The sequence below is a fragment of the Paenibacillus odorifer genome (genome assembly GCF_000758725.1).
Classification (GTDB): Bacteria; Bacillota; Bacilli; order Paenibacillales; family Paenibacillaceae; genus Paenibacillus_AQ; species Paenibacillus_AQ odorifer.
Genome location: NZ_CP009428.1, coordinates 4,086,807 through 4,099,305 on the forward strand (window position 1 = coordinate 4,086,807; position 12,499 = coordinate 4,099,305).

A 12,499-nucleotide genomic window follows, 5' to 3' on the forward strand; every position below is an offset into this window, starting at 1 on the left:
CCAAGGAAACCGTCCAATATTTCCGGGGAAAAGGGGCTCAGCCCTAGCTATATATTCATTGAAGGAGAAACTCTCCTTACACTTCCATGATAATTGGCAAAATCATCGGTCTGCGGCGCGTTTGTTCATATAAGAAACGGCCCAGCGAATCTTTTACGCTTGTTTTAAGGGAAGCCCACTCATTTACTTTTTCACTCATCAGGCGTTGCAATGTACTGGATACAATTCGGTTAGCTTCGTCGAGCAGTCCTTCGGACTCCCGAACATAAACGAAACCACGTGAAATGATGTCAGGTCCAGAAACAATGGCACCATTCTGTTTGCTAAGTGTAACCACGACAACCAAGATACCGTCTTGAGACAGCAGCTTACGGTCACGCAATACAATGTTACCCACATCGCCTACACCTAGTCCGTCAATCAATACGTTACCAGCCGTTACTTTACCAGCTTTACGAGCGGCACCGCCTTGGATCTCAACAATTTCACCGATTTCAGTGATGAAAATGTTCTGTGGATCTACGCCAACGGATTCTGCCAGCAAAGCATGTTTGCGTTGCATGCGGAATTCACCGTGGATCGGAATGAAGAATTTCGGCTTCATGAGGTTGAGCATAAGCTTAAGTTCTTCTTGGCTACCGTGACCGGATACGTGAACGCCGGAGTTGGAACCGCTGTAAATCACATCAGCGCCAAGACGGAACAATTCATCGATGGTACGGCCTACATATTTCTCATTACCTGGTACAGGTGTTGCCGCAATAATAACGGTATCACCTGGCAGGATATCTACTTTACGATGACTGGAACGCGCCATACGTGTCAATGCAGACATTGGCTCGCCTTGGCTGCCTGTGCAAAGAACAACGACACGATTAGCTGCCATTCTATTCATTTCTTCTGGTTCGATCAGCATACCGTCAGGTACGTTCAGATACCCAAGCTCAGAAGCGATGGATACAACGTTAACCATACTACGGCCAATTACTGTAATCTTACGACCCGTGGATTCTGCTGCATTAACCACTTGCTGAATACGGTGCACATTGGAAGCAAAAGTTGCTACAACGACACGTTGCTCAGCTTTGCGGAAAATATCTTCCAGCACAATACCGACATTCTTCTCAGAAGGGGTAAAGCCTGGTTTCTCAGCATTCGTACTATCCGACAAAAGAGCAAGCACGCCCTTTTGGCCAATCTCTGCCATCCGATGCAGATTTGCAAATTGACCGTTGACTGGGGTGTGGTCAAATTTGAAATCGCCCGTATGAACAACATTTCCTTCCGGAGTCTCAATGCATACACCCACGGAATCAGGAATGCTGTGATTGGTTCTAAAGAAAGTTACCTTAAGTGAGTTCCCCAATTGAATTTCTGAATCTTCGTTGATCAGAATCCGTTTGGTGTCACCCAGCAGGTTCGCTTCCTTCAATTTGTTCTCTACAAGGCCTAAAGTTAATCTTGTTCCATAGACTGGAACATTCAAATTCTTCAGGACATAAGGCAGACCACCGATGTGATCCTCGTGTCCGTGAGTAAGCACAATACCTCTTACCTTGTCACGGTTCTCTGTCAAATACGAGATATCAGGAATTACGATGTCAATACCGAGCATATCCTCTTCCGGAAACTTGAGTCCCGAATCCACGACTACAATGTCAGCTCCGTATTGAATAACATACATGTTTTTCCCGATTTCTCCGACTCCGCCCAATGCGAAAATCGTCAATTTATCGTTGTTGTTTTTTTTGGACAAATGAATCTAACCCTCCTATGATGTTGGACGTCATACTTTTATTGGTAAATATCGAACTTCGATTATTTCAGCGGCGCTGAACACATTTCTTTCAAACAGCCAATAACTTCCAATCGACGAGGAAATTCCTGAAATCTGTAAAATGCGCAATGCGAAAGCTCCCGATTCCGGGCAGTAAAGTTCATATTGAAGCGGACAAACGCCGTCAAAATTCACCGTCGCGCCCCTCGCGCGAAGACATGTCATTTATTTAAACAGACTCATCTTGGGACCTATCCTGTCTCACAATGTATTACATTGACGGAAGATTACCGCATATTTAATTTTAACCGCACCCAGTCACTTAAGATCATTATACATGATTTTTTTGGCAAAAGACAAGTCATCCGCCTCGTATCCAAATTCTTTCCTTAAATTCGCCTCAATATTTCAGAAAAAAAATATAAATGCAAAAACCGGCTCCCCCAATAGAGTAGCCGGTTTAGAACGTTCATCATCAATGATTAATTCTTAGTGAAATAGTCCTTCAATAAAAGCCGCTTCCGCTTCCGTTGGCGAAATAAGTGGCAATCTGACTCCGCCCACAGGGATCCCCTTGAGTCCTAAAGCATATTTTACTGCTGATGGATTGGGCAGCGGTTGTGGGCATTCAAACATTCCTTTAAAAATCGGGAACAGCTGGCGATGAATCTCTCCAGCAAGCTGAACATTGCCGGAGGTATAAGCGTAAATCATTTCTGACATCTGCGCACCAACCACATGGCTAGATACACTTATAATTCCGTATCCACCAACAGCCAGACTGGCAAGACCCGAGGCATCATCACCTGTATATACACGGAAATCATCTGAACAAGCAGAGGCAATAAGTGTTACCTGATCCACAGACGCGCATTCTTTCGTAGCAATGATGTTCGGAATCTCAGCAAGTCGCAGGGTAGTGGCCACGCTCATACTTACACCTGTTCGACCTGGAACATTATATAGAATCACTGGTAATGAAGTCTCTGAAGCAATCGTGGAAAAATGCTGATAAAGACCTTCCTGATTCGGTTTATTATAATAAGGAACGACCAAAAGCACTCCATCTACACCTATTTTCTCTGCTTCCTTCGTCAGATGAATGGAATGTTTCGTGTTATTGCTGCCAGTTCCAGCAATAACTTTACAACGTCCATTCGCCTTTTCCAGCACAAAAGAAAACAGCTGCAGCTTTTCCTCATCGCTTAACGTAGGCGATTCCCCTGTCGTTCCGCAGACAACCAAAGCCTCTGATTTCTGTACCTCAATTAAATAATCGACAAGCTGTGAAGTTACATCCCAGTTGATTTCTCCATCCCCATCAAAAGGGGTTACCATGGCTGTTATTAATCTTCCGAAATCCACTTTGAATTCCTCCTTGTCAGCGGTGCAATTCAAACATAGCATGCAGCGAACGCAAGGACTGCACCATATCTTCTTTTTTCACAAGCACCCATATCGTTGTATTCGAATCTGCGGATTGTAGAATTTGAATGTTTTGCGAGCTAAGCGCCTCAACGATGCGCGCCATAATACCAGGCACACCGTTAATTCCTCCCCCGATAACAGAAACTTTGGCACAACCCGATAAACTCTTAGGTCGCAAACCCAGCTGTTGCAGAGCAGAAATAGCCTTCTCTGATTTGTCATCAAAAACCGTATAAAGAGCTTCCGTAGGTGTTACATTAATAAAATCAACGCTTATCCCGTTATCTGCCATACTCTTAAAGATTTGCAATTGCACTCCGGTTCCGTTACCGTCCGGGCATTCCACAGAAATCTGTGTAACATTGCTGACATAAGCAATCCCTGTAACGAATCGATCCACAATACCCCCTGCTTGGATATCGTTAAATCCTTCTGGATTCGTAACCAGCGTACCTTCAGCTTCTGAAAAGGTTGAACGAACACGAACTGGAATCTGTGCCTGCATAGCAATCTCAACCGCACGTGGATGAATGACTTTTGCTCCCTGATGAGCCATATTGCAAATTTCTGTATAACTAACGTAAGTTAATGGCTTAGCATCTTCAACGATCCGTGGATCAGCTGTAAGTATCCCGTTAACATCCGTATAAATATCCACCATATCAGCATGAAGAGCAGCACCAAGTGCTGTAGCAGAGGTATCACTACCGCCACGGCCTAAAGTTGTTAAATCACCCGCTTCAGTCTGGCCCTGGAACCCGGTAACAATAACCACTTTATCCTCACGCAGCTCACGGAGAATGCGTTCCGGACGTACATCCAGAATTCTGGCATTGCCATAGTTGCTGTCTGTCAGAAATCCTGCCTGAGCTCCCGTTAATACTGTAGAAGCGATACCTTCATTCTCCAACAGCCCACATAGAGTAGTAGCTGAAATAATTTCACCGCAGCACATCAGGAGATCTTTTTCCCGGTCAGGAAGTGCATCTCCGTTCTGCACGGCCCAATCCAGCAAAGTGTCTGTTGCGTAAGGCTCTCCGCGACGGCCCATGGCCGATACAACAATAACAAGACTGTAGCCACTTGCCAGCTCTCTTTTGACATTGCGGATTACGTGTTCTCTAGCTTGCGGTGTGGATAGCGATGTTCCTCCGAATTTTTGTACCAGAATACCCATGTATAATTCCCCCATTATTATCAAAGCAAACACACTAATCATTCGTGAAAAGATTACGGTACGTGAGCTTATTCGTTAAGTAAGTTGTTAAATGGCTGTACCGCCCTCGAACCTGAGGACGGTAGCAATATTGCTTATATTTTTTTGATAGCAATGAACTTAGCTGTTTCCACTACGTTATCTTGGCACTTCTCATTGCTCATTTGGTGCATCTCCCCTTTTATTGTCCACAACAAAATCAGCCGAGCTCTGTTAATTTTCTATGCTGAATGAAACCGTTCGATGATCATCGGCTGTAGTTGTTTACCTTGCAAAGCGGCATAGCAAGCTTCCGGGATAAGATCCATGCGTGCCACGAGCGAGTTAGGTTTACCCTCAGGGTTATCTTGACCGAATGGTACAAAATAAATATGTTTAGCCACCAGAAGCTTAGCAATATTTGCGGCATTTAGGCCCAATCCATCATTTGTAGATATCGCTAGAACTAGTGGACGTCCGTTGCGCATCTGCGATTTAGCTGCCATTAGCACGGGACTATCCGTCATGGCATTAGCCAGTTTACTCGTTGTATTTCCTGTGCAAGGTGCTATTGTCAGCACATCCAGCAGCTTGGAAGGACCCAGCGGCTCCGCTTCAACAATTGTAGAAATGATATCATTCCCTGTTATATCTTTCAACTGTTTTAACCAATTTTGCGATGTCCCAAAGCGGGTGTCTGTTCCTAGTACAGATGCTGAAACTATAGGTACTACGTTTGCTCCCCCGTCTACGAAGCGCTGAATTTGTGGCATTACCTCAGCAAAAGTGCAATGAGATCCAGTGATCGCATACCCTACTGTTTTTCCGTGCCAATCCATTTTATTCGTCCCCCTTGATTAAAGCCTCGTCCGAAATCGACTGTACCAGCGCATTTGCCATAATAATCCCAGCGCTTTTTGGAGCTACAATGCCAGGGAGTCCTGGAGCCAGCATCGCCTTAATCCCACGTTTTTCAGCATAACGAAAGTCACAACCGCCTGGTGCAGATGCCAGATCAATAATTACGCAATGCGGCGCAAGCCGCGAGAGCACCTGAGCGGTGATGATCATACTTGGTATCGTATTAAATATAAGATCCACATCCGGTACGTGAAGCAGCAGCTCACTGGTCATAAAAGGCTTCCAGCCCATTTCCTCAGCACGTGCATAATGTTCTTGTTTTCTGACACCAACCTTTACACTAGCCCCCAGTCCCTGTAGACTTCGAGCCATTGTAAATCCAGTTCTACCTAAACCAAGCACCATTGATTTCGAGCTGTGAATCGTAAAATCCGTGTTCTGAATGGCCATTACCAGCGCTCCCTCCGCTGTCGGGATAGAGTTGTAAATAGCCACATCATCACGATTAAGCAGTTCGATTAACTTTAGTGAGTGCTTGGTACACATCCCGCGCAAGTAACTTTTAGCCATACCGGTATACACTAAACAATCGGATGGCAGCGCAGTGAAATGCTCCTCCAGAATCGTTAAACGCTCAGAAGAAAATAGAGCACTAATATTTCCTTCATCATCACAGCCTACCGTAGGCAACACTAATACATCTGCATTACTTAGCAGCTCTACCGTCAATTGTTCCAGGCTCACCCCTGGGCTAGGGGTCTCCCACTTATCGAACCCGGCAGCGCTTACCGTCGCATCCAATTCCACACATTTCCGAATCACTTCAAGCTGTCTCGCGTCCCCGCCCAGGAACACGATCCTGACGCCAGTAAGCATAGGGATGACGCTCCTTTCAACATACACTATCGACTATAAAGCATCTTATGCTGGGCATAGTTAATGGGTGAAGAGCGGAAATGAAATCCCCGGCACGCATGGCTGATGGCTGATGAGCAGATGGCTTACGGCTGATGAGTTACGGACCGAGATGCAACTATTTGTGTATTTTTTGTCTTTTAGGAGGAGTTTCGGACTGGAGAGCTCTTATTCGACATAAACAGGTTCGATATCAGGTGTTTTTGATCCAATAGTGACACTGGGGTCCGAAAACAGCCGAATTAAGCAGAATTGTTGTAAATAAGAGCGCTGAGGTCCGATAGGGGCTTCGTTTTTAATTTGACAGTAGGGTTAGAGTTGTGGCAGAGCGCCAATGAAAATGCTGAGTTTATTCGATGGGGAAATCGGATGTAGTTGGAGTAGCAGATAGCACTTTATAAAATGCTATCTGCATAACAATCGAAGAAAATAATGTTTAATGATAATTAACTCTGCATAACAAAAAAAGCTCACGAATCATGCCTTGGGCATGAATTCGTAAGCTTTTTAAATGAATTATATCAACAATCTTATTTGCCAGTATGACCAAAGCCTCCGGCTCCGCGTTGTGTTTCGGACAACTCTTCCACTTCCACCAAATTAACCACTGGAACAGCTTGAAATACCATTTGGGCAATCCGCTCATTGCGAGCGATAGCAAACGGCTCCTGCCCCAGATTGATCAAGAGTACTTTGATCTCTCCGCGGTAATCAGCGTCTATAGTTCCAGGTGTATTTAAGCAGGTAATCCCGTGCTTCAAGGCCAGTCCACTACGCGGACGGATCTGCGCTTCAAGCCCCTCTGGCATAGCCAGTGAAATCCCTGTTGGAATTAAAGCACGCTCTCCTGGTGCAAGTACAATTTCACCCGCAACTGCAGCATAAAGATCATAACCGGAAGCTTGCTCCGACATTTTACAAGGAAGATTTACATCCTCGTTTCCAGTAAGTTTATTGATTTGTACGTAATAAGACAAGATCATCTCTCCTAACATTTGCAATAGCTTTATCTGATGAGCCTACCATCGCTAAAGAAAGCGGCTCCGCGAACATATGGTCCAGCACACTGTTGATATTGTCCATCGTCACTAGCTGAATTTTGGCGATCATATCGTCCAATGTATTATGTCTTCCGAGCATAAGTTCATTTTTTCCGATACGGTTCATTCGGCTGCTAGTGCTTTCGAGACTAAGAATGAGACTGCCTTTAAGCTGCTCCTTGCCTTTTCTCAGCTCATCTTCACTGAGGCCGTTAGTAGCAAGTTCGTACATCATTTCCTTGATTAACTCCATGACATCTTTTGTTTGCTTGGGCGCTGTACCAGCATAGACCGTAAACAGACCAGAATCTGCCTGGGAGCTGTGATAGGAATACACCGAATAAGCTAATCCGCGTTTTTCACGAATTTCCTGGAACATACGGGAGCTCATCCCTCCGCCTACGGCATTATTGATCAGCACCATAGCATATTGCAAGGGATCGCCAGAACGTACGCCAGGCAAGGAAAGACAGATGTGATTCTGCTCTGTTTTCTTGCGGTGAAATAAGAGTTCTCCATAGTAATCTGGTGGAGTCAGCGGCGCACTTGTACCATGATTATCAAAAGAACCAAAATGCTGTTCCAGCAGTTCGATCAATCCATCACTAATGTTGCCGGCTACACTTATAACCGTATTCTCAATCGTGTATTGTTCCTTCATGTACGCCCGAAGATCATCCGGCTTCATCTCCATCAGCCGTTCCTTCAAGCCAAGGATGGAATACGCTAGCGGATGGTCCTTGTAGGCAGCAGCACACATTAAATCATGTACAAGATCATCCGGCGTGTCTTCGCACATGGAGATTTCCTCAAGGATGACATTCTTTTCTTTCTCCAGCTCTTCAGCGTCCATCCGTGAACGGAAGAACATATCCGCTAATACATCTACAGCGATGGGCAGATGCTCATCCAGTACTTTAGCATAATAACATGTATATTCCTTTGAGGTAAACGCATTTACATTGCCCCCGATGGCGTCAAACTGCTCAGCAATATCCTTGGCGCTGTACCGATCCGTACCTTTAAAAAGCATATGTTCTACAAAATGGGATATCCCGTTGTTTCCAGGGTGTTCATTCCGAGAGCCTGTCTTTACCCAGATTCCGAAAGAAACGGACCGGCCAGTCGGGATTTTCTCCATTACCACTCGTAAACCATTGGATAACACTATTTTTTCCACTTCAAGTCCTCCTGGCAAATAGCCATGTTCTATCTAATTTAATTACACGTGCCTATAATCCTACCAGAAATACAGCTCTCACTCAACATTAGAGGGGATCAGCCGCTCTGCTGAGAGCGTTTGAGTAACTGTGCCTAACTGCAACCCTTTTGCTTTGATTCCACGTATCATGGCCCTCAGAGCTTTGGAGGATGAGGCTGTGGGATGCATTAAGACTAGAGTGCCTGGTTCCGCTTTGCTTGTGATTTTGGCAACTACAGATTCAGGAGAAGGATTACGCCAATCCACGGTATCCACGGTCCATAGTACGGTCTTGAGCCCTAAACTGCTGGCAATTTCTACTGTCTCCTGATCGAAATCACCAGAAGGGGGTGCGAACCATTTATTAGTGACTCCAAGCGATTCCTTTAACAGCTTTTGTGTCTTCTCAATTTCTACAGTAGCTCGCGCACGACTTAAAGTACTCATATTAGGGTGGGTATAAGCATGATTCTCCATCTCATGACCACGTTTTAGCATTTCTTTAGCCAGCTCCGGATTTTTACTCAGCCAGCTCCCATCCAGAAAAAACGTAACTTTAACGTTCTCTTCATCCAAAACATCCAACATTGGCACAATGTACTCATTTCCCCACGCCACATTAATCATCAACGATACCATCGGTTTGGCCGGATTCCCACGATATATGGGTTCAGCTCCCAGTTGATTCAGTGATATCTGTGGTTCAATCTGCCGATACACAAATTTTATAGGTTCTTTTGGCGCCAAAAGAGCATTCCGATATGTACTCTCTACATCAATCTCAAGTCCGTTATAACCCGGAATCGCCTTCCATACCCGATCAACCACGGCATTCACTGGAGGGGCATTAAGTTTGGCTGCGGCGGTCTCAATCCGTGTCCGAAGATCATTGTTCTCCGGCTTAGAAATATCCTTCCACACAGCTAGGTCATCCTGCGGCTTCAATTGCGCAAGCATGTCCTTTACCGGTCCCTGAGTGCTGCCAATTCCTATCACGATCGCAATACAAGCAACCACTAAAGCCACTTTTTCCGTCTTCATGACGACTTCCTCCCCGGCAGAAACGACTTGTAGTCCGTTCCACACGAATACAAAGACACTTTGTCCCAATCTATGAGACAAGAGAGGAATTTATGTCATAAGAACAGAGGCAAGAGGCGTGATAGTGATGCACTTTACTTTATTTCATATAAAAAAAGAGCCAGAACGCAATCGCTTCTGTCTCCTTTTATTATGCTATTAGGTACCTTAGAAAAGGTACCTCTACAATTGAAACTTAAGCTTTAGCTCCAGTTTCCGAAGTCAATACCGCTTTACGCGACAGGTTAACCCGGCCTTGTTGGTCGATTTCCGTAACTTTAACGGTAATTGTATCCCCGACAGCTACAACATCTTCAACCTTAGCTACGCGCTCAGTGGACAATTGGGAAATGTGTACCAATCCGTCTTTACCCGGAATTAGTTCAACAAATGCTCCGAATTTCTCAATACGTCTAACTGTACCCACATAGATTTCTCCGACTTGTACTTCACGCACTAGTCCTTCGATAATCGAACGTGCCTTTTGGATCATCTCTTCATCTGAAGAACCGATAAAGACACGGCCATCTTGTTCGATGTCGATTTTTACGCCGGTTTCTTCAATAATTTTATTGATAATCTTACCACCAGCACCGATAACATCACGGATTTTGTCCGGATTGATGTTGATAATAATGATTTTTGGAGCATATTTGGACAGATTAGGTCTTGGCGCAGAGATCGCTTCATTCATTTTGTCCAAGATGAACAGACGGCCTTCTTTAGCCTGCTGAAGTGCATCCTGAAGAATGTTGCGGTCGATACCGGCAATTTTAATGTCCATTTGAATAGCTGTAACACCTTCTGCTGTACCAGCTACCTTGAAGTCCATATCTCCGAGATGATCTTCCATACCTTGAATATCCGTCAGGATGGAGACATGCTCTCCGTCTTTGATCAGACCCATTGCTACTCCGGCTACCGGTGCTTTGATTGGCACACCAGCGTCCATCATAGCCAGAATGCTGGCACAGATACTTGCCTGGGAAGTAGAACCGTTAGATTCAATCGCTTCTGATACTAGACGAATCGTGTACGGGAATTCAGTTTCACTAGGTATAACCTTGGATAATGCACGTTCTCCAAGTGCTCCATGACCGATTTCACGGCGTCCTGGTGCTCTAAGCGGACGAGCTTCCCCTACGCTGAACGGCGGGAAGTTGTAATGGTGCATGAAACGTTTCGTTTCAGTAGGATCGATTCCGTCGAGAATTTGCACATCACCTAGTGCTCCAAGGGTACAAACGCTAAGGATTTGTGTTTGTCCACGTGTAAACAGACCGGAACCGTGTGTACGCGGTAACAGACTTGTATCACATTCAATCGGACGGATTTCATCAAGTTTACGTCCATCTGGACGAACCTTATCATGTGTGATTAGACGTCTTACTTCATCCTTCACGATATCATGTAGGACTTCTTTAACATCTTTCAGAAGCTCCGGTGCTTCTATGTACTTCTCTACGAAATACGCAACCGCTTCATCATTAACGACATCAATCGCTTCCTGACGCGCATGTTTTTCAGCTATTTTAACGGCTTCCACCAGACGAGCCTCAGCAAATGCACGGACCTCAGTATTCACGTCAGCATTCACTGTATGCAGCTTCACAGCCATTTTTTCTTTACCAGCCACTTTAACCAGTTCTTCAATGGTTGCAACGATCTTGCGGATTTCATCATGACCGAACATAATCGCTTCGAGCATCACATCTTCCGTCACTTCGTTCGCTTCTGCTTCAACCATCATGATTGCATCCTTCGTTCCAGCAACCACTACATAAACATCACTGATTGCTTGCTGAGACATATCCGGATTGATCACAAACTCTCCATTAATCCGACCTACAGCAACGCCGCCGATTGGTCCATCAAAAGGCACATCGGAAATACTAAGTGCAGCTGAAGTACCGATCATAGCAGCAATATCTGGTGCGCAGTCCTGATCCACACTCATTACCATGTTCAATACCTGAACATCGTTACGAAATCCTTCAGGGAACAGTGGTCTGATTGGACGGTCTGTCAAACGGCTTGACAGAATCGCTTTCTCACTCGGTCTACCTTCCCGTTTAATAAATCCGCCAGGAATTTTACCTACCGCATATAATCTTTCCTCATAGTTGACTGTAAGCGGGAAAAAATCCAGATCCTTAGGCTCTTTCGAAGCCGTAACGGTACATAATACCGAAGTATCCCCGTAACGCACCATAACAGCTGCATTTGCTTGTTTAGCCAGGCGGCCCGTTTCCAGCACAAGGCGTCTTCCACCCAGCTGCATTTCTACACGTTTTTCCATAAATACCTCCTTGAATAGTAGTAGACCCGCAGTCTAAAATAGCAGGTTCACATATCGATCTAAATGAATTGGAAAGGCTTGTCCCAAAGGGAGGCTACCTATTCTGTATGCATATAAGAAGAAACGGCTGGGCCTTACTGAAAAGTAAAGCCGCCGTTTTTGCGAATAATCTCATCGATCCTAATATTAAGTTTTCCCTAAATTTTCAAAAAGCAACCCAGCTGTCCCGCTGTCGCTCCGAGAAGGACATACGGTATACAACCAGGCTGCTTTAAGAGTAATCTTATGGAAAATTAACGACGCAATCCCAGTCTTTCGATCAGGGCGCTGTAACGTCTGATGTCTTTGTTTTTCAAATACGCCAGAAGTTTACGACGTTGTCCAACCATTTTCAACAATCCGCGACGGGAGTGATGATCTTTCTTGTGCGTACGCAAGTGGTCAGTCAAATTAACGATGTTCTCCGTTAGGATAGCAACTTGCACCTCAGGGGATCCAGTATCGGATTCGTGAGTTTTGTGCTCGTCGATCAATTGATGTTTACGTTCTTGAGTTAATGCCATCCTGTTCACCTCCTTCAATATAATCGCCACTAGCCTCGTCACCGTCGGTGAGAACGTGCAACCAAGCTAAGGTTATGATGCTGTAAGCCAGCAACGTTACTTAGTATAGCATCTCCATTAACAAAAGTAAACGGCTTGTC

At 45.1% G+C, this 12,499-nt stretch carries 10 protein-coding genes; all 10 read right to left on the reverse strand.

Going from position 1 to position 12,499, the window contains the following annotated elements:
- Positions 1-76 precede the first annotated feature (76 nt).
- Positions 77-1,756: a ribonuclease J gene (locus PODO_RS17720; RefSeq protein ID WP_036688436.1), complete on the reverse strand. Its 1,680-nt coding sequence runs from the start codon at positions 1,754-1,756 to the stop codon at positions 77-79.
- Between the two features lie 510 nt (positions 1,757-2,266).
- Complete coding sequence (gene dapA, locus PODO_RS17725) at positions 2,267-3,142, reverse strand: 4-hydroxy-tetrahydrodipicolinate synthase (RefSeq protein WP_036688439.1); 876 nt, start codon at positions 3,140-3,142, stop codon at positions 2,267-2,269.
- A gap of 16 nt (positions 3,143-3,158) precedes the next feature.
- Positions 3,159-4,382, reverse strand: coding sequence for an aspartate kinase (dapG, locus tag PODO_RS17730; RefSeq protein ID WP_036688442.1), 1,224 nt, complete (start codon positions 4,380-4,382; stop codon positions 3,159-3,161).
- Between the two features lie 260 nt (positions 4,383-4,642).
- The gene (locus tag PODO_RS17735; RefSeq protein ID WP_036688443.1) at positions 4,643-5,239 is read right to left on the reverse strand and encodes a dipicolinate synthase subunit B; all 597 of its coding nucleotides are present in this window, start codon (positions 5,237-5,239) and stop codon (positions 4,643-4,645) included.
- Between the two features lies 1 nt (position 5,240).
- Positions 5,241-6,137, reverse strand: coding sequence for a dipicolinate synthase subunit DpsA (gene dpsA, locus PODO_RS17740; RefSeq protein WP_036688445.1), 897 nt, complete (start codon positions 6,135-6,137; stop codon positions 5,241-5,243).
- Positions 6,138-6,706: 569 nt separating this feature from the next.
- A complete protein-coding gene (gene dut / locus PODO_RS17745) occupies positions 6,707-7,153 on the reverse strand; it encodes a dUTP diphosphatase (protein ID WP_170914171.1) in 447 nt (148 codons plus the stop codon).
- On the reverse strand, positions 7,128-8,396 hold the full coding sequence (locus PODO_RS17750) for a M16 family metallopeptidase (RefSeq protein WP_036688449.1): 1,269 nt from the start codon (positions 8,394-8,396) through the stop codon (positions 7,128-7,130). Before PODO_RS17750 ends, dut begins: the two co-directional genes overlap by 26 nt.
- Positions 8,397-8,474: 78 nt before the next feature.
- The gene (locus tag PODO_RS17755) at positions 8,475-9,458 is read right to left on the reverse strand and encodes a polysaccharide deacetylase family protein (protein ID WP_038571918.1); all 984 of its coding nucleotides are present in this window, start codon (positions 9,456-9,458) and stop codon (positions 8,475-8,477) included.
- A 235-nt stretch (positions 9,459-9,693) separates the two neighbouring features.
- Entirely contained in the window at positions 9,694-11,796 is a 2,103-nt protein-coding gene (gene pnp / locus PODO_RS17760; protein ID WP_036688453.1) for a polyribonucleotide nucleotidyltransferase, read from the reverse strand.
- 293 nt (positions 11,797-12,089) lie between these two features.
- Entirely contained in the window at positions 12,090-12,359 is a 270-nt protein-coding gene (rpsO, locus tag PODO_RS17765) for a 30S ribosomal protein S15 (protein WP_036656390.1), read from the reverse strand.
- Between the last annotated feature and the right edge of the window lie 140 nt (positions 12,360-12,499).

What these genes read in the sequence shown, in the direction of transcription:
- dpsA (WP_036688445.1), bottom strand. Translation starts at nt 6,137, where the DNA reads ATGCTTACTGGCGTCAGGATCGTGTTCCTGGGCGGGGACGCGAGACAG.
- PODO_RS17735 (WP_036688443.1), bottom strand. Translation starts at nt 5,239, where the DNA reads ATGGATTGGCACGGAAAAACAGTAGGGTATGCGATCACTGGATCTCAT.
- pnp (WP_036688453.1), bottom strand. Translation starts at nt 11,796, where the DNA reads ATGGAAAAACGTGTAGAAATGCAGCTGGGTGGAAGACGCCTTGTGCTG.
- dapG (WP_036688442.1), bottom strand. Translation starts at nt 4,382, where the DNA reads ATGGGTATTCTGGTACAAAAATTCGGAGGAACATCGCTATCCACACCG.
- PODO_RS17755 (WP_038571918.1), bottom strand. Translation starts at nt 9,458, where the DNA reads ATGAAGACGGAAAAAGTGGCTTTAGTGGTTGCTTGTATTGCGATCGTG.
- rpsO (WP_036656390.1), bottom strand. Translation starts at nt 12,359, where the DNA reads ATGGCATTAACTCAAGAACGTAAACATCAATTGATCGACGAGCACAAA.